This is a genomic window from Bradyrhizobium sp. USDA 4504 (genome assembly GCF_054063995.1).
In genome coordinates this window covers 652845-674348 of record NZ_JBSSGV010000001.1, presented here as the reverse complement: position 1 = coordinate 674348, position 21504 = coordinate 652845, and the positions used below count along the sequence as shown (strand labels likewise).

General features: G+C 59.4%; 16 protein-coding genes and 1 pseudogene. 4 read left to right on the top strand and 13 right to left on the bottom strand.

Annotation, left to right across the window (positions count from 1 at the left end; genetic code table 11):
* Nucleotides 1–418 precede the first annotated feature (418 nt).
* Nucleotides 419–1933, top strand: a complete 1515-nt coding sequence (gene istA, locus ACVMB1_RS02810) for an IS21 family transposase (protein WP_456794397.1) — start codon at nt 419–421, stop codon at nt 1931–1933.
* A complete protein-coding gene (gene istB, locus ACVMB1_RS02805; RefSeq protein WP_225649550.1) occupies nt 1930–2742 on the top strand; it encodes an IS21-like element helper ATPase IstB in 813 nt (270 codons plus the stop codon). Before istA ends, istB begins: the two co-directional genes overlap by 4 nt.
* Nucleotides 2743–2755: 13 nt before the next feature.
* Here the strand turns inward: istB and ACVMB1_RS02800 are convergent, their stop codons facing one another.
* Nucleotides 2756–3127 carry a hypothetical protein gene (locus ACVMB1_RS02800; protein ID WP_456849957.1) on the bottom strand — a complete coding sequence of 124 codons (372 nt, stop codon included), beginning with the start codon at nt 3125–3127 and terminating at the stop codon, nt 2756–2758.
* Here ACVMB1_RS02800 and ACVMB1_RS02795 point away from each other — a divergent pair.
* Together ACVMB1_RS02795 and ACVMB1_RS02790 are read left to right on the top strand one after the other, a co-directional pair.
* Nucleotides 3053–3913 (top strand): oxygenase MpaB family protein, encoded by an 861-nt coding sequence (locus tag ACVMB1_RS02795; protein WP_456848216.1) that lies wholly within the window; start codon nt 3053–3055, stop codon nt 3911–3913. The genes ACVMB1_RS02800 and ACVMB1_RS02795 overlap by 75 nt on opposite strands.
* 431 nt (nt 3914–4344) lie before the next feature.
* The gene (locus ACVMB1_RS02790) at nt 4345–4593 is read left to right on the top strand and encodes a hypothetical protein (RefSeq protein WP_456848214.1); all 249 of its coding nucleotides are present in this window, start codon (nt 4345–4347) and stop codon (nt 4591–4593) included.
* Nucleotides 4594–4773: 180 nt separating this feature from the next.
* Here ACVMB1_RS02790 and ACVMB1_RS02785 read toward each other — a convergent pair whose 3' ends face one another.
* From ACVMB1_RS02785 to cysD, 12 genes and pseudogenes are all read right to left on the bottom strand, one after another.
* A complete protein-coding gene (locus tag ACVMB1_RS02785; protein WP_456848212.1) occupies nt 4774–6108 on the bottom strand; it encodes a glutamine synthetase family protein in 1335 nt (444 codons plus the stop codon).
* The gene (locus tag ACVMB1_RS02780; protein WP_456848210.1) at nt 6105–7394 is read right to left on the bottom strand and encodes an ATP-grasp domain-containing protein; all 1290 of its coding nucleotides are present in this window, start codon (nt 7392–7394) and stop codon (nt 6105–6107) included. The genes ACVMB1_RS02785 and ACVMB1_RS02780 overlap by 4 nt, the downstream gene beginning before the upstream one ends.
* Nucleotides 7391–8260 carry an EamA family transporter gene (locus tag ACVMB1_RS02775; protein WP_456814050.1) on the bottom strand — a complete coding sequence of 290 codons (870 nt, stop codon included), beginning with the start codon at nt 8258–8260 and terminating at the stop codon, nt 7391–7393. Before ACVMB1_RS02775 ends, ACVMB1_RS02780 begins: the two co-directional genes overlap by 4 nt.
* Before the next feature lie 162 nt (nt 8261–8422).
* Nucleotides 8423–9208: a gamma-glutamyl-gamma-aminobutyrate hydrolase family protein gene (locus tag ACVMB1_RS02770; RefSeq protein WP_456848208.1), complete on the bottom strand. Its 786-nt coding sequence runs from the start codon at nt 9206–9208 to the stop codon at nt 8423–8425.
* 29 nt (nt 9209–9237) lie between these two features.
* On the bottom strand, nt 9238–10296 hold the full coding sequence (gene rtxC / locus ACVMB1_RS02765) for a dhydrorhizobitoxine desaturase (protein WP_456848206.1): 1059 nt from the start codon (nt 10294–10296) through the stop codon (nt 9238–9240).
* A 31-nt stretch (nt 10297–10327) separates the two neighbouring features.
* Nucleotides 10328–12739, bottom strand: a complete 2412-nt coding sequence (locus ACVMB1_RS02760; protein WP_456848204.1) for a 2-aminoethylphosphonate--pyruvate transaminase — start codon at nt 12737–12739, stop codon at nt 10328–10330.
* A gap of 1106 nt (nt 12740–13845) precedes the next feature.
* A pseudogene (locus tag ACVMB1_RS02755) lies at nt 13846–14017 on the bottom strand (IS66 family transposase); the annotation flags it as partial.
* A gap of 419 nt (nt 14018–14436) precedes the next feature.
* Nucleotides 14437–15090, bottom strand: a complete 654-nt coding sequence (locus ACVMB1_RS02750) for an HD domain-containing protein (protein WP_253587719.1) — start codon at nt 15088–15090, stop codon at nt 14437–14439.
* 1081 nt (nt 15091–16171) lie between these two features.
* On the bottom strand, nt 16172–17185 hold the full coding sequence (locus ACVMB1_RS02745) for a hypothetical protein (RefSeq protein WP_456848202.1): 1014 nt from the start codon (nt 17183–17185) through the stop codon (nt 16172–16174).
* A 1200-nt stretch (nt 17186–18385) separates the two neighbouring features.
* Nucleotides 18386–18583, bottom strand: a complete 198-nt coding sequence (locus ACVMB1_RS02740) for a hypothetical protein (protein ID WP_057018768.1) — start codon at nt 18581–18583, stop codon at nt 18386–18388.
* Nucleotides 18584–18713: 130 nt separating this feature from the next.
* The gene (gene cysN / locus ACVMB1_RS02735; protein WP_456848200.1) at nt 18714–20597 is read right to left on the bottom strand and encodes a sulfate adenylyltransferase subunit CysN; all 1884 of its coding nucleotides are present in this window, start codon (nt 20595–20597) and stop codon (nt 18714–18716) included.
* On the bottom strand, nt 20597–21496 hold the full coding sequence (gene cysD, locus ACVMB1_RS02730; protein WP_456849866.1) for a sulfate adenylyltransferase subunit CysD: 900 nt from the start codon (nt 21494–21496) through the stop codon (nt 20597–20599). Before cysD ends, cysN begins: the two co-directional genes overlap by 1 nt.
* Nucleotides 21497–21504 lie beyond the last annotated feature (8 nt).

Here is a 21504-nt window from a genome sequence, read left to right as displayed (position 1 = left end):
CCCCGCGCGAACAGGCCAAGTTGGTTTGCGGATTCGGCGCTCACCTACGACAAAGACGGGTTTGACGACGACGATTCTGAAATGTGATGGGCTTAGATGAGCCCGCAAAGGCGCATAATACGTCTTCAACAAACGGCGGCGGCGACCGGCTCAGTCTTACCCGCATGGGGTACGACCAAATGCCCGGCGGCGGTATTCCGCGCAGGTGGACATCATGCAACAATGTCGCGCGGCGATCAGGATGGAAGAGCGCGTCAATCAAGGTGAGAGAGTTTCGCCGGGCTCGTGACGTAGGGAGGGCGTAGCCCGACCGGAGTTACGAGCCCGGCGTCGGCGCGATCCGCGAGGGACCGCGCCGACTGGTGATCGCGGCCGGCAGGTTATGCAAGTGGTTCTTCCGCCAAGAGGAATCACTCGCTTGCCCGGCCGACACATCACAGATCACCAAATGAGGCTCTACATGAAGTACCGTCAGACCGATAGCCCGCCAGTGGCGGCGGCCAAGGCGTCATTCAGTGCGTCGACCGCCTATCGGATCGAGAGAGATCCCCGACTTCCATCGCAAAAGAAGGCTCCCCGCGGCCGGCGACGACCCGACCCGCTGAGCGACGTGTTCGATACCGAGATCGTCCCGATCCTGAAGGCGGCACCTGGCTTACGCCCGGTGGCGGTCTTCGAGGAGATGCTCCGACGTCATCCTGATCTCGGCACCGGTATCCGTCGTACCCTGGAACGTCGTATCCGTGCCTGGCGGGCGATCCACGGCGAGGAGCAGGAGGTGATCTTCCGCCAAACCCACGAGCCCGGCCAGCTCGGCCTCTCCGACTTCACCGACATGGGCGAGTTGGGTGTTACGATCGCGGACACGCCGCTGGATCATCGTCTGTATCACTTCCGTTTGGCCTATTGCGGGTTCGAGCACGCCCACGTCGTGCTTGGCGGCGAGAGCTTCGTTGCCCTGGCCGAAGGCCTGCAGAACGCTCTCTGGTCGCTCGGTGGGGCGCCGCGGGAGCATCGGACCGACAGCCTGTCGGCCGCATTCTGCAATCTCGATCGCGATGCACGGGACGATCTGACGCAGCGATACGAGGCCCTTTGTGCCCACTACGGCATGCGTCCCTCCCGCAACAATCGAGGCGTCGCCCACGAGAATGGCTCGATCGAAGGGCCCCACGGTCATCTCAAGCGAGCAATCGCGGACGCCTTGCTGCTGCGCGGAACTGTCGACTTCGACGATCTTGCTACCTATCGCGGCTTCATCGACGAGATCGTCAGCCGCCGCAACGCCCGCAACGCCAAGCGAATCGATAGCGAGCGCGTGGTGTTGCAGGAGCTGCCCGATCGCCGGACCTCGGACTACGAAGAGGTGATCGTCCGCGTGACGTCATCGGGCGGCTTCACCCTACGCAAGGTGTTCTACACGGTGCCATCGCGCCTGATCGGTCACCGGCTGCGGGCGCGGCTCTATGACGATCACCTCGACGTGTTCGTCGGTGGCACGCACCTCCTGACCTTGCCGCGCGGGCGACCGCATCCCAATGGCAAGTACGATCAGGTCGTCGATTATCGGCACGTGATCCATTCCCTGCGGCGCAAGCCAATGGCGCTTCTCAATCTGGTTTATCGAGACAGGCTGTTCCCGCGCGAGGGCTATCGGAGAACCTTCGACCGATTGCGCGAGCGCTGGCCGGACAAGAAGGCCTGCCGGATCATGGTCGATCTTCTCGCGCTCGCTCATGAGCGCGGCTGCGAGGCCGAACTCGCCGATCAGCTCACGGCCGATCTTGACGCCGGCCGACTGCCCGAACTCAACCGGCTGCGCGCTCACTTCGCTCCCGACCCCGCCCACCTGCCGAACGTCGTGGTGCAGCTCGCGCCGCTTGCCACCTACGAATGCCTCATCGGTACCGCCGAGATCGGAGGTGACGCATGAGCGTGGCCAACACCGTTGATACCGCGCGCCTCAATCTGTTGCTCAACGAGCTCCGGCTGCCAGCCATCAAGGTGCTGTGGGCGCAATTTGCCGAGCAATCCGACAAGGAAGGTTGGCCGGCGGCCCGCTTCCTCGCCACCGTTGCCGAGCACGAGATCGCCGAACGCGGTCGCCGGCGCACCGAGCGCCATCTCGTCGAGGCGCGGCTGCCAGCCGGGAAGACCTTCGACAGCTTCGACTTCGAGGCCGTGCCGATGATCTCGAAGGCGCAGGTGATGGCGCTCGCCGCCGGTGACAGCTGGCTGGGCAAGGGCGCTAATTTGCTCCTGTTCGGGCCGCCCGGCGGCGGCAAGAGCCACTTGGCGGCAGCTATCGGCCTGGCCCTCATCGAGAACGGATGGCGTGTCCTCTTCACCCGCACCACCGATCTCGTCCAGAAGCTTCAGGTGGCGCGGCGTGAGCTCAACCTCGAGGCGGCCGTCAGCCGCCTTGATCGCTTCGATCTCCTGATCCTCGATGATCTTGCCTACGTCACCAAGGACCAGGCCGAGACCAGCGTGCTGTTCGAACTCATCAGCGCACGCTACGAGCGCCGCTCGATGCTGATCACCGCCAATCAGCCCTTCGGCGAATGGAACAAGGTCTTCCCGGACCCCGCCATGACGCTCGCCGCCATCGATCGTCTCGTTCACCACGCCACCATCGTTGAGATGAACGTCGAGAGCTATCGCAGGCGCACCGCGCTCGAACGAAAACGCGGTCCGGGACGCCCGCCCTCGCACGCGACACCCAAAACTGTCGCTGATTGACGCTCCGCGACAATCAGAGCTCAACAAAACTCTTGCGCGCGACAATCTGCGCGGCAATCATCACTCCGCCGCGACACTGACTCGCCATCCAGATTGCCGCGCCTTCCCATCCAGATCGACGCGCTACATGCAACAAGTTGAGAGAGCCTTGGTTTGCTGAATCGCGATAGACTGCACAGATCAGTGAAATTACCCCTCGTCTGCTTCCCAAGGTGCGCATCTGGTCTCCGAAAGCGACATCGAACTTGCTCTTGACTTCGTCCGGGCTCGGGCCGCGGGACCAGTCGAGGGCATTTTTGGGCCGGGCTCGATGACGTGGCGGATCGACCGGGAAGCCATCACCTTTTTGGGCGCCGGTCGCGCCTTGCTGCTTCAGCTGGCGCATCCCTGGGTCGCCGCGGCCGTCCTCGAGCACTCGCGGAGCTTTGCGGATCCGATCGGTCGCTTCCATCGAACTTTTAATGTGGTGTTTACGATGGTGTTCGGCTCGCTCGACGCGGCTGTTACCGCTGCCCGGCACCTGCACCATCGCCATACCATGATCGTCGGCCGTCTGCCCGAAGCAATCGGTCGGTTCGAGAGCGGCTCGCCCTACCGCGCCAACGAGGTCGCAGCGTTGCGCTGGGTTCACGCGACGCTCGTCGACACCGCTCTGACCGTCCACGACCTGATCCTGCCGCCATTCTCCGTCGAAGAGCGCGAGCGCTATTGGGCCGAAAGCCGGCTGTTTGGGGCGTTGTTCGGGCTGACGTCGAGCGACTTACCGGCGGATTGGGATTCATTCGCGGCCTACACCGCGGGGATGATGCAATCAGATACATTGTCGGTCAGCACCGCCGCACGCGAGGCGGCCCGACAGATATTCACCGGTTCACGACCATGGTTGCGTCCGCCGCGCTGGTACCAAACCCTCAGTGCGGAGCTGCTGCCGGACCGATTGCGCACCGGCTTCGGATTTGACTTGGACGAACGCGACAGGAGGGCCGCAGAGCGTGCCGTCGCGCGGATACGACGCATCTATCCCAAAATACCGACCCAGCTTCGCTACGTCGGCCCTTACCAGGAAGCGCAAGCGCGACTGCACGGAAGGCGGCAGCTGGGCTGGACAACGCGGTGCCTCAACAGGGCTTGGATAGGGCGCCCCCAGTTGGACGACCGCTGGAACAGGTGAAGCTCTCCGACAGCCGCGGACCTTCGGATGCGGCCGACCGCCGCCTGCCGCGATCCCAACCTTACCGGATCGAAATCGGACTTCTCATCGGCGAGTCCCAACAACGGTGGGTTCGGGCGAATGCTCGCAGCTTTGAAGTTATATCCAGTCCTGAGTTCGCCCCTGACTTTGGATTTGCCCGGTTGGGCGATGGATGGCAACGGGAGCTGGCGCGGAGCGCTCCGCATAGCGCACGCCAGATCCCGTAGCGGTTGGCAGTTGAAGGCGAACTCGAGGCGTCTACCATCCGGACTGCGAGTGTGGTCGTGCATCCGGCGAGCCCTCGAGGAAGAGCCCTGCGCCGCAGATACCGGCCAGGAAGTGGAGGCTAAAGCCGATCTCGGAGCGCCACTCCCGCAACGCCGCTCACGCTGGAAACGGTGCCCGCATCGTTGCCCGCCTCGGCGCACGCAAGCGATTTTGCGGCGATCGCCAGCCGTTTTGACGGCTCTTGGACGCCAGCCTCCGCTAGGCTGCCGGCGTCGCCAATCGCAATGCTCAAGCTGGTTCTGATCATGCTGCTGGTGATGATGATACCGGCATCCAATCGTCGGCATGTCGACGAGCTGATTATCATCATGGTGCCGCTGATGATCGGCGCCGGATATGCCGGAGCCGTTGTTGCCGGACCTGGCTGCTAGACTCTCGCGGCGCTGTTTTTCCTGGCGAAAAGAGGCGCCGCGCGTCCACCACCTCTCTCGGAAGCATCCTCAATGTTCTGCGTCGAACGAGAGGTGAGTAAAATAGTTGGCCACCAAACCGACCAGTGGCGCGAATTATCAATCAGATGGTTGCAGCAGCGCCCAGCTGTGAGGCTCAAGCTAAATGATCTCAAAGTACCGCCGACGTTCAAAGTCGGTGACCCGATGTTGAACGGCTTCCCATTCCCAACGGCGGGAGCAAGAAAAGGCTTCAACAAACCTTTCTCCTAAGACATCAATGGCTGCCGGAGATTGTGCAAACCGGTATGTTGCCTCTGACAGACTTTGAGGAAGTCTCCCGGATGGAAGGCAGATCTCCGCGCCTGCATCGCCGACGGTCGAAGCCGGGAGCGCCGCATTTGTCTCGATACCCAACATGCCCGAGCCGATGGCGGATGCGAGAGCGAGGTATGGGTTCACGTCTGCCCCAGGCAGCCTGTATTCGAGGCGATGTGCAGACGGCCCTCCCGGGATGACCCGTACCGCGCAGGAGCGATTGTCAACTCCCCAGCTCGGGCAAATTGGTGCCCAGCAGCCAGGTACCAATCTCTTATAGCTATTGACGTTCGGCACAGCGAGCACACAGAAATCATTCATGTATTTCAGTTGTCCCGCGATGAATTGCGTCATGAGCTTCGAGACGTTGCGAGACGCGTCACCATCGTAAAAAGCGTTCTGTCCATCGGAGGACACCGAGATGTGAATATGGCCGGACTGTCCGGGCCATTTCTCGGAGACCTTGGCCATGAATGTAGCCATCATGCCTCGGGTTTGCGCCCAGGCCTTTATCATCGACTTGAATATGATTGCTCGATCGGCAGCTTCCAGGGCATCACAATGATGAAGTGACGCTTCGACCACGCCAGGTCCTGTCTCAAAGTGCAGCCCGCTGAGAGGTATTCTGGACTTCTCACAAAGCGACAGGATCTCGCCGAACAGATCCTGGTGCGCGAGAGAACGCGCAATCGAGTAGCCGAACGGGCCCCGCGTGAACGGAGCCCATTTGTCAAACGGCTTGTCCTCGATCGCATCAGCGTTCTCCTTGAACAGCATAAACTCAAACTCGAACCCGGCAGTGCAGTCGTACCCGTGGTGAGCAGACCTACGCAGGACCCTACGCAGAATGCCGCGCGGACAGACGGTCTCATGCGCGCCCATAAACTCGGCGAGGTAGAGATAGTGATCGCCGACATAGGATACTGAACGGCCGGTACTTGAGAGAATACGCAGATCGGCGTCTCCGAATGCCGACAGCGGCTTTTGCGTGAAATTCACCGGAATGACCCGGTCGGAACAATCCCAAGCAAGCACCGCTTCGGAGAACTTGATGACCTTGTCCCCACCCGAGAGATCTTCTCGGAGAACGTGTTTGCCTCGAAGAATGCCATCGAAGTCGCTGACACCGATCATCGCGGCGGCGGTTGAATTCGCGCAACTTGCCCGGCTGTCGGTCACTGGTTTGCTTCCTGCGCCACCAAATCGAACACCTGGTTCATCCGCATCGCGCGCAATTGGCGATAGTCATCCTCGAGCTGGATCAAGTCGTTGTTCACGAGGTACACAATGCCTGGCGTCGACGCCAAGTCGATCGTCGGAACCAGTTCTTGACCTATCGGAACGAATGCAATGGCATCCGCGAAGCTTGGGAGCTTGCGGATTGCATCGAGCCCGGAATAACCGGTCACGACGCCGCCCATGTCGGAAATCAGCGAGACACACAGGGCATGAGCCTGCCGCCTGTAGACCCCGCGTCGCCTCATATACTCGGCAAAGCCCTTGGGATCTGCGTAGCGCCAAGCCGTGAGCGTCAAATGGTTATGGCCCAAAGCCATCGTCCGGGCTTTCGCCGACATGGTTCCTTGCAGCCTCGCTCCGAAGTCGACCAAAACCGGTCCCCGACCATCGACTATGATCTCGGCATGAGCGGGCCCGTCGGCAATCCGAAGCGCCCGCAACGCACGAACAAGATAGTCCGACAGCTCCTGAACGATTGGCTCCTTACCACCCAGCAACCGCTCGAGCGAACAGACCGACGATGCTCCCTCGATAGGGACGGTGTCATAGGTCCAGGCCTCCGTGACGAAGGCATCTCCGTCGATCGAGACGGCATTTACGGTATATTGCTGGCCGTTTATCTTTTCCTGCGCAAGCGCCAGTTTATTGAACGCTCCGACCCGGTTCGTCTTGCCGACGATGGCAGTTACAGCGCGCTGAACATCAGTATCCGTCGAGCAGAAGAACACGTCCTCGGTGCCTGTGCTGTTCAGTGGCTTGATCACAATCTCATTGAAATTCTCCGCACGCTTCCAGCTTGCGATCTCTCCAGCATTGTCGGACACCACTTGCCTGATCGATCGCACACCTGCCGAGGCCAACGCTTCGCAAAGGCGCGATTTGTCGCGCCGCGCGGCTGACAAGGCGGTCCCATTTGAGGGTAGGCCCAGCCGCTCCGAGATGGAATCGGCCAACTCAACTCCGGTCTCGCACCCCGCTATGACGAACTCCAGCTCCCTGCCATGGAGAGCCTTAAGGTGATATTCGACGATCTCCTCGCACGCCATGTGCTCGGGCGGACGAATGACTTCATCATACAGATCCGCATTGAAATGGGATTGGAAGATGGTTGGAATCTGTGCAGCCGACATCACATGCACTGTTCCAATTCCATACTGCTTGAATTCTTCCGGCAGAAATCGGCCAGTCGAATACGCGTCGACGATTACACAATTCCGTTCGTTCATGCGGACCTCCGGTACTGCAAGCAGACATTGCCGACGGCGACAGCCGTAATAAGAACATTTCCAACGAACGTATGTGGCGACGGCACGATGCGAGAATCAAAGTACTGAAACAGGAACGTGACGACAGGAGCGGTGGACAGGACCATGTTGACCGTGAAGGGCTCCACGCGGCGAATGCCCTCCTGGATCAGGAACAAAGGAATAATGATCGTGGATAGCCCAATCGTTGCGAGCGCAAGCCAATGCTGCGAGATCTCGAGCGCGATGGAGGAATGGTCGACCAGTCCCAGCAGCAAAAGGATCGTACCGTAAAACCGATGCGCCAACACTTGTCGACCGGAAAATCCGCGGTCGAACAAAAGCTTGACGAGTATGTTAGTCAGGGCGAGCGACAGGCCGGCCACGATCGCCAAGATGATACCGAAGGACGATCGAGCTCCCCATGCCACACCAGCGTTGCCGGTTGCCGAGATCCAGATCATATAACCACCGATCGCCGCGATCGTGACGCTCACGACGATATCGGATGCCGGAGGGACGCCCTGCCGCCTGATCAGCGCGTTCAACCACACCGTTGCGGCGGGTCCTAACGCAACCATGAAGGCGACGACGATCGCAGGCTCGGCGTATTTCAGGGCGATAAACAACCCAATCCAGCTGATTGCGGTCACGATATTGAGCGAGACAAACACCAGGAGCGCCGACTTGGCGACCCGGGCCGTTGCTCCCTCGTGACCGGCCAGGAGATTGAATGTCAGACACACCGCGGCAAAGGACACAAGGAGAGCAACGAACACATCCGCCTGCTGAAAATACGATGCCGCATAAACCTCGCCTGCCGCGCTCAGGACAACATAAAGCGCCACAAAGAGAACTCCCAGAGCGAAGCGTCCTGTCAATTGCCCGCCCTTCCCCTGCCGGTGGCGCGCCGCAGCGCGTCCCCCGAACCATGCTCGTGCACCGGTTCCCAGAGACTCGTCCTTCGACCTAAGCGGACCGCGCTTGGTTTGAAACGTCACAATCCGCCTCTAGTGTTTCTTGGCGTGGCAATACGCAACGCACGCTTCTCCAAATGCCGTGAACAGCCGCCCGCTCAGGGGATCGGTTGAGACGTGCCATTCGGGGTGCCATTGCACGCCGATTTGCAGCGTCGGCGCGCCAACGACGGAAGCGGCTTCGACCAGACCGTCAGGCGCCCACGCCTCCGGCCTCAACGCGCTGGCAAGCGCCTCTATGCCTTGATTGTGCAGGGAGTTCACTTGCACTTCGGAGGCGCGCGCGATCGGAAAAAGCGCACCGTCGGAGCATACCCTCACGCTGTGCGCGGCATCGTACTGGCGGTCTCTTGGACGATCCGGCTTCTCGCCATGCATCAGGGCACTTCCCAGCCTCCATTCCGCCAGCGATGGATGGAGTGTGCCGCCGAAATAGACGTTAAGCTCCTGCAGCCCCCGGCAGATGCCCAGGATCGGCATTCCGATCGCGATGGCCCTATCGATGGCTACCGCAGACAGCCTGTCCCGTGGGCGGTCGCGGATACCATCCTCAACATCCTGCTGATCGGCTGCTGGATGGGATGCAGGCGCTTTCAAGACGGCCGGATCAAGATTGGATTCATCTCCTGTCAAGACGAGGCCGTCGAGCGCGTTCATGATCGCCCGGGTGGCATCGCCCCGCGCATCTTCAGCGTCGATCGTCGGCAATATGACGCAGGCCACGCCCGCATGATGAAGGAGAGCCTTGACGTATTTGCGTCGTAGCCAGTCGCGATGCACGCCATCGACCAAAAGTCGGTTCGAGGTGACGCCGACCACGGCGCGGGCTTCGTCTGACCGTTGCAATGTCACGCCACCTGCCCCTTTGCATGGCCATCGGCCACCGACTGCTCATACAAGCGTCGATTTCGCTCCTTCAACTGAGTCATAACACTGGGTTGACCTTGCGGCCCCTTGACGAAGAGCCCTCCCCAGCTCGCGGCAACCTTTGCGTAACCCGGATCCTGCATCCGGATCTTCTGGGCTTTGTGCAAAAGCCAGAACGGGATGCCCGGCGACAGGTGATGCTCGAGGTGGTACTCATCCAGATTCTGTCCAAGGATGGCGCGCTCGAGGAAATTCCCTTTCCGGTTCCTGGTCAGATAGACGTTCTTCGTTTCGGTCTCGCACATCGGCGAGTGCTCGGCGAGTTCGACAAACCACCCGAGAACCTGAAACGTGGTGAGATAGGGCACGATCCAAAACAGGATCACGATGTGGAGCAGCCCAAGAGCATATGATCCGCCCAGGATGCTGATCCAGAAGAGATAGAAGCCATACTTGTCGACAAGGATGCCTGAGCGGCTCTGGTCCTCGGCATCCGTGATCGAAAACCGATTGGTCCAGAGATACTTCAGATAGGCCAGTGTCGCGCCGCCGAATATCGGCTTCCAGATGATGTTGAAGGCGTACCGCTCGGGAGGCTGGACGTCGTAAACACCATTGGCCATGAAGAATTTCAGGTCGGGATCCTTCTCCGGGTCGCCGAGATACGGATGATGCAGATAGACATGCGAGATCCGGTAGGCCCAGTGGCGCTGGAACAGGGGATAGGCGGCGAACAGAATGCCGAGGACATAGTTCCAGGTCGTGTTCTTCGCGAGCGTGCGGTGAGCCGCATCATGAGCGATCGTCGTCAGACCGCGCTGGTAGGCGCCGATCAGAAGGACGGCCACCGGGTACAGCCACCAAGAGACGCAGACCGTCGCGAGCGTGCAAGCGGCAATCACAGCGTAATCTTTGGCGATATAGACCATTCCCGTTACATTGTCGGGCCTCAGTTCTGAGAGTTGCCTGTTGATCTCGCGGCTGAACTGAACCGCTTCATAACGGGACGACCTCAGTTTCCAAGCGTCTGTCTGATTCATGAGAACCTCTTCCTGATCGCCTTACAAGTTGTCAGATTGCGGAAAGCGCCCTGTCCAGATCGCGCACGATGTCGTTGACGTCTTCGATGCCGACGCAAAGCCGGATCGAACCGCCAAATATGCCGGCGGCTTCGCGCTTCTCCCGCGGAACGGTGGTGTGGGTCGTCGAAACAGGATGCGTCACGAGCGTCCGGGCATCCCCCACATTCGAAACGTGATACATCAGGTCCACGTTCTGGATGAACTTGCGCCCGGCCTGTTCGTCCTCCACCTCGAACATGACCATCGCGCCGTGTCCGTATGCGGGATTGAGCGTCTGGTCGACGGTTTCCCGGTCGGCTCCTTCGAACAGCCCCGGGTAGAAGACACGACGTACTTTCGGATGCGCCTTAAGAACGTCGGCCACGATCCTGGCGTTTGCGCAGTGCTGCTTCATGCGAAGGGGCAGCGTTTCAAGGCCCTGGATCAGCTGAAAGCTCGCAAAGGGGGCAATGGCCGCGCCAGTGTCGCGCAACCAGGTCATGCGAGCCTTCAGAAGAACCTCGCTTTTTCCGAGATCGTCGACATCTTGCAAGGCGTTGCGCCAGATGATCCCGCCATGCGCTTCGTCAGGACTGTTGAACAATGGAAAGCGGGAGGCTCCCCGGTAGCTGAACTTGCCGTTGTCAACGAGCAGACCGCCCAGCGTCGTGCCGTGGCCGCAGATATATTTCGTGGCGGAGTAGGTCGTAATCGCCGCACCGAGATCTGACGGCCGACATACCAGCGGGGTCGTCGTATTATCCACGACCAGGGGAACGCCGTGCTTTCGGCCGATCTCAGCCAGCTGTTTGACCGGAAGCGGAATCAGACAGGGGTTTGAAATCACCTCTCCGAACAGGCAGATCGTGCGGTCATCGATGGCACGTTCGAAAGTCTCGGGCCTGCGAGGGTCCGCCGTCCTGACGCTGATACCAAGACGCTTTAACGTGTTGTGGAGCAGGTTCCACGTATTGCCATAGAGGTACGGTGAGGCGACGACATTGTCCCCCACTTCTCCGCTTGACAGGTTGACGATGGCAAGGAACGTCGCCGCTTGACCCGATGCGACCGCGAGCGAATCACGTCCCATGTCGACCGCGGCATACCTTCTTTCCAGCGCACGGGTCGTCGGATTGATGATCCTCGTATAGGTGAACCCATCCGCCTTGACGTTGTAGACATCCGCAATGTGATTCAGATCGCCATCGAGTTCATAGGCCGTGTTCTGATAGATCGGCACTGCGACAGCTTTGGTCACCGGATCACGTCGGTAGCCCGCGTGCAGAACAGCAGTTTCGGCAGAGAACGGGAGCTGCGAGGTCCTTGCGAACGGCGATGACGTCTCGATGCGGCGCTCGCAAGCCTCCCGGGCCGACGCCGCCCCCGCGCACGGAACCGGACCGGACCGAAAGTATGTACGAAAGGCACACCCCAATTGCTCGATCCAACTGGGTTGGATCTCGCCAATGCAACCGACCCGAAAACTCCGCGTCGCGAGGTGCAACTTCGAGTAGATATAAAGGTTGTGGGCCGCCAAATGGCGATATAGCCCGTCAAATCCTTCCTGATCGGCGATGCCGGATGGCGCACTGAAGGCGACGCAGACCGGCGACTGCAAGTCGGCAGACAGCAGGGGAGACACTACCCCTTCGAGTTCTTGGACGAGATCGTCTCTAACCTTCTCATACCTGCGGCGCCGGGCATCGATGCCCTCCCCCTCCAGAATCTCCAAGGCCCTCGTCGTTGCCTGAACGATGTGGGTGGGCGGGGTCGATCGCCACTCACCGGAGCGCTCGAGCGAGAGCCATTGGTCTCTCACGTCGAGCACAAACGACCTCGGTTCTTGGACTGCGTTTTTTAGCAGCTCGCGAGACGCGATGACAAAAGCGACCCCTGGCGGCCCTTCAATGCACTTGTTGCTCGACGTCACCAGGACGTCTATCCCACCACAGCTCAGGTCAATATCGATCGCGCCAAAGGAGCTCATGCCATCGACGATCGTCTTGATACCACGCCGCTTCGCCTCTTCGACGATCGCGTCCAGCGGATTGACGATTCCGGTCGTCGTCTCGCAATGCACGAGACATAGGTGGGTAATGCCGGGATTTCGCCTCAGATGCTCAGCAACTTCTTGGGGGTCCAAAGGCTCGGTAGCTCGTTTGACAAGCTTCAGCGCGTCGACGCCCCACAGCCGCAGGATCTTGAAGATGCGCTCGCCATAGATGCCGTTTATGCAAACGAGCGGCTTGTCCCCCTTGGACACGAACGAGGACAGAGCAGCCTCCATTGCAAAGGAGCCGCCTCCCTGAATAGGGACTACGGAATAATCCCCGGCCTTTCCCAGCAGATTGAGCATCAGCCGCCTCATGCGGGCGGTCACTTCCTTGAACTCGCAATCGCGCGATGCGAGATCGAGCTGCATCTGGCTCCTGACCGCCAGCGAAAGCGACAACGGACCAGGCGTCAACAGAGAGCGCTGTCTTGTCACACTATTCCCCTTAAGTTGTTTTCGTCGCGAATCTGGAGGGGTGCCGCGACTTGAGTCACCTTGCGTGCAGCCCCTCGCGTCATCTGCTATTGGGCGAAGCGCCATCGGCGCAGACGCGCTTCGCTTGACAACTCATCGAAAATTCGGCCGATCACGACATGCACATCAATCCGCAGATGCACAGCGATGCCCGCACGGCGCCAAGGCCCCATCGATATCATTCAGTTTTCCTAGGAATTCGCTCTGCCGCCGCATTTGCGCACCGAGGCGGCGCGAAGCGCAACTCTTGTCCAGCCGTCCTGCATGCAACGATCCAGCGTCTTCAACATCTTGCCTAGCAAGCTAGACGTGTCGGCTGATCGGCTTACGGCCGACCTGTGCCATCCAGGCGAACGTTGAAGTTCAGATAAAAGTGCACGTCGGACCGATCGCACGCGGATGTCAATTCGCGCGTGGCGCCCGTTATGCGTGCCGCTGCTGACGCGCCGGATCCTGCGTGAGGCTTGAGACATTCGCATACTGTCACTCGCTGGAGAGTTCGGGACGTTGACGACCTTTGCCGTCTATTTTCAGATCGTACAACTTGACGTTAGGTGCGTTTCAACCCTCTTCCGAACTCTTCTCATGTGATTTTTTCTAACGTGCACATCCGCGCGGAGCGATAAGCGAAGGCTGGCAGAAGATTGCAGGGAGCGGCGGCAAGCTATGCTCAGAGTGTCCACAGTGCGACGTCAGGGGTGAGGACGTTCTGCCGCGAGGATTTGGCTCGATTCACGTCGCGCCCTCGCCGAACTCCAGATCGGGATACAAGTTATCCGCCTTTGCTACTTTCCTTGAAGGTCGATGCCTTGGAAGTGCCTGCCACCGCTCTACATGTCCGCCATCATGTCATCATTGCGTCTGAACGGGGGGTCCCCTGTCTCGTCCAGTCAGGCTCGGGCTTGCGATTGGCGGGACCTTTTGCAGCGATCAGCTCGACAACTTTTGCTGAGCCCCGGCGGAGCAAACCGCCGAGTGCGGGGCGAGCCATGCGAACAGATCGACATCGTTGCTGTCTGCAGCAATGCTGCGATGGTTTCCCAGTGTTGTCCGCTGTCGTGGACCGGAGAGAGGCTATTCTTTCTCGTAACTATTTGGGGCCTGATCCCGCGCTCGTCGCCGAGCTCGATGCGGCCGTTGGTGGAGGAAACGCTCGAAGAAGGCGCGGCGCGCCCAATGCCCCCAAAATATGAGGCACATGCTTACGTGGGGAGAATAGTCGAATGCGATCTGACGCATTATGCGAACGGAAGGTGGTGGTGACCAAAATACTGCGTTGGGATGTCGCCGGAGACCCGGGGACGATGGAGCTCACCACCAAAGAGCTGTACGTGAGGGACTTCGAAGCCTGTACGTAACGTGCCCTAAAATGCTGGCCTAGGTACTGGGGCGGCACGCTGAGACAATCGCCAACGCTGCCTGCACCGCTTGGTCTTTCTCCTCGTAAGGAATTCTGGCCAGTCAGAACACTCCAGCCGAATTCACGCAGTAGAGCCTCTAACTGATCAGATCCGGCACTAGACCGGGTGAGTTGCACGATCTTCTGATCAGACCAGCGCGACAACCTTCTGAAAACCGACACTTTTCCCGATCTAGATCTCCTCAAACAGTTCGTCCAGATAGCGCACCAAGCGCTCGTGCCTGGGTCTTGCCAGGGATCTTCCAGCCGCGGTTTGGAATCCCGACGCCAGCTTGAGCAATTTGGTGTCGAAATGATCGACTGCAAATTTCCTGTCGTCATGCGGACGATTTCGAGCGCGAGGATCGCCGACGTCATAAAGCGACCGCCTTAGCCGACCTGCAAGGTGAAAGCATCGGGCCACCCCAATCATTCCGATTGCGTCTAACCGATCGGCGTCTTGAACGATCTTTGCCTCTAACGTTCGAGGAGGCACGTTTGCGGAGAAGCTATGGGCCTCGATTGCATGCGCAACGGACTCGATAGCGCTTGCCGAGAAGCCTTGTTCCCTCAGCAACTTCGACGCTTTATCGGCCGCGTGCCGAGATGCTTGAAAACGAAAGGGAGAATTCTTCTCAACCGCTGCGCAGTCGTGAAGAAGGATGCTAGGAACCAGGATCGTGAGATCGCCGCCCTCGATCGCCTGTATTGTTCGCGCGTTCTTCCAAACTCGTAGAGTATGGCTAATGTCGTGCGAGGCATCGTCCTCCCGCGGAATATGGGGAATCAACTGGCTGGCAAGTTGCTCAAGCGGTGCGAAAGCACTTGCGATCGTGTTGGGGGCCATGATCGAACTTTCACTGACCGATGGGTTGCTGTCCTTCGCATCCGTAGCAACCTCGACAGGCTTGCTGCACGCTCCGCACGGCCAGGCGTGTCAACACAATTGGATCCGAATTGCCTTGTGCGGCTAGAGTTAGTACTTTTTCCGCGATGCATGCCTTCAACGAAGACGTCCGCCTTGCTTCGGGCACCATCGCGACGGCATCATCCAGAACACCTCTCAACAAAGCACACAGTTTAGCTTGCGGGGTCATGACGCTAATCCACCAAGGAAGCTCTCTCCGACGTCAGCTTCGGCTCGCCCAACCAATGGTCCCTAGAAAGCCCCGTGGAAGAGTTCGATGCGCCGGCTTCAATGAACGGGAGGAAGTCTTAGGCACGACCACCGAGTACAAGAAATTTGATTCGGCAATGTGACAGGGTTCCAAGCTACGGATATTTGAGGTGTATCTCGCCGAGTGGAACCGTGCGTCGCGAACGTACGTATCATCGCTGCGCTACTCGCAAGCGCTTGCACGCCGGGTTGACGACATGCCCGTTCGAAAGCCGACACGGCATGAGGTGCAAAAGCGCCTCGTCTTGCTCCTCGTCGTCGTTATATGACTAACATGGCCCGTTTTTGCCAAGCTTAGGCACGGCTTGGAGAAAGCCCCTTCGTGACGCAACTCGCACGAGCGGCGCACCGCGTCGGTGCGCTTTCCTTGAGCACGATAGCCCGCATCTCTTTGAGGTCGGACCGTCTGGCACGCGAGTTGCTAGGAGTGTCGCGTGGACTTGGCTTCTCATACATTCACGCAGCCCCCGAGATGGCCAAGCTCAACAAACGCGGGCGGCCTCTCCTGGCCGCCCGCACGCCTTTCCGTCTGCGCATCGACGGCTCGCTAAATGGCTTTGGAGAAGGCCGAAGAGGCGCGTAGGAAATGGTCTCAGGGAAAGACCGCAACCAGCATTGTGCTTTCCGCTTGCGAAGCTTGAACTCCCTGCCCAAATCGTCGCCTGATCCGGTTCGTTGCAGGCTAACTCCGCGTTCCTTCATGGACAACCAGTTAAGCCAGTTGCGAGAGCATATTTGCGCGGCCGCGTCGTCATAGTGTCTGCTTGACCAGCTCGAGCTGAAGCGCGGCCAGAACGCTGATGCCATCGCGGTGTTCGATGGCCTCGCCCGCAGCCTGCGCGGCTTGTACCAGGGCGGCCTCTTTGCGTTCGGTCATCAATTTGTCAGCTTCGATCTGAGTCAGCAGCTTTTCACGCTCATCCGCCGCCAGCGCGGCAGCATCGTCGCTGTTGGTATCAATCAATTCGTTCACCTTTTCGGTCAAGGTGTCACGAAGGACCCAACAGAGCAGCCCAATTACATCGGGAACCTGGCCAGATGCCCTGCCCACAACCCGCGTGTCCGCACCGAGGACGACAGCCGTCAGATCGTGCTCCTGGAGGATGAGCGGCCATTTGATCTCACGCGCGTTGTCATCAATCATGGCTAAGATAGACGGCGCTCCACGTTCCGCCAGTCGTGCGATCAGAACCGCCGCGTCTTGCTTCTTTGCCTCACTGGGAAATGGCGCACTGCGAATCCGGTGCGCATCGGCTTCGAGCTCGCCAAGACGCAGGCGCAAGCGCTTGAGAGCCATACTGATCGGCTCGTCGCGCCCTAAAATCTCCGACAGCGCGATTTGTGGGATCGAGGTAAGACGCACGCCCGACCGCAGGCCACTGCGAGCCAGAAAGGCCCGGCAGCGTGACGCCAGGCTCTCGCAGTTCCGCATGCGGGCAGCAGCAGTCGCCTCCCGACCGATGAGGCAACGCAACTTTTCAGCGAATCCGGCGGCTTGCACGTCCAAGTCACGGATTTGCGCTGCCTCCTTGTCCGCGACGGGGCCGCCGGCGGTGCGGGCCAATATCAGCTGTTTGCGGCGGGTCTCGACGCGGTGAAGCTCGGCACGAGTCGCTCGCATTTCCTCATCAAGCGGCGACCACGTTGAGCGCGCGTCCCCTGCACGATCCACAATCGCCTCGAACCGCCGCCGGGCGCCCTCATCGGGCAGCAGGTCGATAGGGTCGATTTGAAAGCAACTTTTGCAACCTATGTCGTCATTCACGCGTCGTCTCGCAGCGGTTATGTGTCAGATACCCCGGTTTCGCTGGCAATGATTCGTAGTAAGTAATTTTTAATGCTTTCACCGCCGATTGCCGTCAGCGCAATTCCAGCGCGATGGCCCCAGCTTGGAGCGCTGACGGTACGGCGTCCTTGGTTTCAGCGGCCCCAACCGTTCGCCCGCAGCGCTTTCGTATACAGAGCATTTGAATCTCTCACGGGTGGGCGCAGGTCGATTTACGAATCTAACCGGGCCAGAATCGGATCTGGAACGAAGCGAAATCATGAGTGCGGTGGTTTTGTCTCCGCGCAGAGAGTCAAGCGCCAACGACCGCTGAATCCCATCGGCTTTCTATATCCGAGACCCCTGCCTCGCCCTCGGGCGGCCGTACCCCATCCGTTTGCGTTACGCGTACTGTGCACGGATCTCCTGTGCGGCCGCGGCGATCGAGAGGTGAGATATGGCAAATCTGCCCAACATCGCGCCCGCCGCAATGACCCACAATGTCCGAGCCGGGCGCCGGCCGGGCGATCGCGCGGGCCGTACGACAACCAGTCCTGGGCCATCGCCAACTCTGGCGACTGCATTTGCCACGGTGAGCTGAAATCCGAATGGAGGCTACCGCGGGAAATTGGGAGTTGGGCCATGAGTGAACATAGTCGGAGCCGCGATGGCCGCCCCTGAACCGCTCGTTTCCGCCCCCGATCAATGTGTTGAGATTGGATTCGGAAACTCGGGTCGTCGAAACTGTAATATGCTAAGCGAGGTAGCTGACGAAAAGCTGACGCGCAGCGCGCTAAGCGTCTGTGGCGCCGCGTTTTGCAGCCAAGCTGCCGTGATCGCTAGTACAGCGTTCTTGCGAGACAACAGGCAGGTGCGGCATCGAGCTTCCGGTGTCGAGAGAATATCACGTGACAGCTGGTCCTGGTGCCTGCCCCGTCTTTCGATCAAACTCACGAGCGATCGACACTTCGTGGCCGAGCTGCGCGATCTCGTACTTTATGTCAGGGCGCTGGAGTATCTCGTACAGGTTTCAAACTCCAAGCGCTGGACTGCAGCCAGCCGATGCTGGCGATGCTTCCGCACCTGTGTTCAATTCCCCGCGGCTTCAGCCGGGCTGACGTCGTCATCCAATCTCGGTAGCCACAGGTTTGATAAGGGGAGCCAACGCCATACGCGCAAGAAACAACGTGAAGCGAAAACTCAAGTTACTGGAAGCCCGACTTCTTCTCTGGCCTTTGTCCTGGCGTCGTAGATCCTGACCTGGAGCATCGGACGGCGCTTCTTGAGCTCCTGCGCTCCTGCAAAGGCCCCATCTCTGGTCGCAAATTCGGTTTTCAATTGACCGTCGATTTCCAGCACATAACCGGAGGCCGGCAATCGACGTGTGGACGCGACCATTTTGTTCCTTAGAGCATGAGTCCATTGATGCCCGTGCTTAACCCGAGTCGCCTTGGCCGGGCCAGCGGCTTGGTGAGGGGCAATCTTGCTAAATCGACGGTGAGATACGAGGTGATAGGTCCGACAACCACTAACCGCCAAGAATGTCGCGCGCCGCCAAGACATCGATTACAGCTTGGGCCATTTGCTCAGGCGTCTGCTCCACGGTCCTGAGATGAATTTCAGGTCTTGTCGGCGCTTCGTAGGACGCATCGATGCCGGTGAAGTTCTTGATCTTACCGGACTTCGCCTTTGAATAAAGACCTTTGGGATCGCGCCGCGCGCATTCTTCGATCGGCGTATCGACAAAGACTTCGACAAACTCCTCCTTACCGACCAGACTGCGCACCATATCTCGTTCGGCCCTGTGAGGCGAGATGAACGAACAAATGACGATCAAGCCACTGTCCGCCATCAACTTGGCAACTTCCCCGGTACGCCGAATGTTTTCCATGCGGTCGGTCGCGGAGAAGCCGAGGTCCGCGCTTAATCCGTGCCGCAGGTTGTCTCCATCCAACAGCATGGCATGCCGAGACATCGCAAACAGCTTTTGATCGACGATGTTGGCAATTGTCGACTTTCCCGCGCCGGACAGGCCGGTAAACCAAATGATGCAAGGCTTCTGGTTCTTGAGAGTGGCCCGCTCCTTGCGTCCCACTGCAAGGGGTTGCCAAGCGATGTTGGCAGCTCGCCGCAGTGGACATGCGATCATCCCGGCTGCGACCGTGCGGTTGGTATATCGGTCGATGACGATAAATGATCCGGTCTTGCGATTGATCCCGTAAGGATCGAACGCCGCGGGCAGTGCGGTTGAGACATTGCAGAAGCCGATCTCGTTTAGGCCAAGCGTCCTGGCTGCCAGGTGCTCCCGCGTATTGACGTCGATCCGATAATTGATCGCAGTAATGCTGCCGGCTGTGGTCTGCGATCCAATGCGCAGGATGTAGTTGCGCCCGACAGCGAGTTGGTCCTCATCCATCCAGATCAGATGAGCGGCGAATTGATCGGCGAGTTCCGGTCGCTCGGTCGGGCATGCCAGGAGATCGCCGCGGCTGATGTCGATTTCGTTTTCAAGGGTAAGCGTGATTGCATCGCCCGCCTCGGCGCAAGGCAGATCGCCGCCTTGAGTCACAATCCGCCTGACGCGCGCGGTCCGTCCGGACGCTGCGACGACGATCTCGTCTCCCACCGAAATGCTTCCTGAAGCTACGGATCCGGCGTAACCTCGAAAATCCAGGTCCGGCCGGTTCACCCACTGGACCGGAAAGCGGAAGGCCTGCCGGGAGCTGTCGGAGCAGATCCGAATGCTCTCGAGCTGGCCGAGCAGGCAGGGACCATCGTGCCAGCGAGTGTTGCAAGAGCGGTTGACGACATTGTCGCCGTACCTGGCAGAGATCGGGATCGGGACGATCGTATCGAAGCCGAGATCTGCGGCAAAGGCCACATAGTCGGCGACGATCCGATCAAAGGTCTCTTTGCTGTAGTTGACGAGGTCGATCTTGTTCACTGCCAAGACGAGGTGACGGATACCAAGGAGCGAACAAATGAACGAGTGCCGCTTGGTTTGGACCAGCACGCCCTTGCGGGCATCGATGAGGATGATGGCGAGCTGGGCGTTTGAGGCGCCAGTTGCCATGTTGCGGGTATACTGCTCGTGGCCGGGTGTATCAGCCACCATGAACGAGCGCCGCTCCGTCGCAAAGAAACGATAGGCCACATCGATCGTGATGCCTTGCTCTCGTTCGGCTTCAAGCCCGTCGACGAGCAGCGCGAAATCGATCTCACGGCCGGTAGTGCCGTGCTTGGCGCTGTCTCGTTCCAACGCCGTCATCTGATCCTGGTAAATCATCTTGCTGTCGTGCAGCAGCCGACCGATCAGCGTGGATTTCCCGTCATCCACTGAACCGCATGTGATGAATCGCAGCTGGTCCTTTGGCTTGGCTTGGACAGATTCCGTTATTGGTTTGGCAAGCATCAAAAGTAGCCTTCCCGCTTCTTCTTCTCCATCGAAGCGGCTTCATCGGCATCAATCAGGCGGCCCTGGCGCTCCGATACTGTCGCGGTCTGCATCTCTGCGACAATGTCTTCGATCGTTGTCGCATCGGATTCAATAGCTCCGCTCAACGGATAGCATCCCAGCGTGCGGAAACGGATCATCCGCATTTGCGGCGCCTCGCCGGTCAGAAGCGGCAATCGCTTGTCGTCGATCATGATCATCGCGCCATTTCGACGCACGATCGGTCTTTGCTTTGCGAAGTAGAGCGGGACGACCGGAATCTTCGCGCGCATGACATATTCCCAGACGTCGAGCTCAGTCCAGTTCGACAGTGCAAAGACCCGCATGGTTTCGCCCCGGCGAATCCGAGTGTTGAATAGATTCCAGAGTTCCGGCCGCTGGTTACGAGGGTCCCATACGTGCCCTGCCGAGCGGAAGGACAGAATCCGCTCTTTTGCGCGGCTCTTTTCCTCATCGCGCCGGGCACCGCCAAAAGCAGCATCGAATTCGTGGAGGTCGAGCGCCTGCTTCAGGGCGTCTGTCTTCATCACCTGGGTATGAAGCGCGGAGCCGGAGTCGATCGGATTGATCCCGCGCTCAATGCCCTCCTTATTTACATGGACGATTAGGTCGAGGCCGAGCCGCTTGGCTGTGGCGTCCCGGAAGTTGATCATCTCGCGGAACTTCCAGGTCGTGTCGACGTGGAGCAGGGGAAAAGGCAACTTTGCGGGATAGAAGGCCTTGATCGCAACGTGCAGCATCACGCTCGAGTCTTTTCCGATCGAATAAAGCATGACCGGCCTTTTGAACTCGGCGACCACGTCACGCATGATTTCGATCGATTCAGCTTCGAGACGGCGCAGATGTCTGGGCAGCATATGTTCTT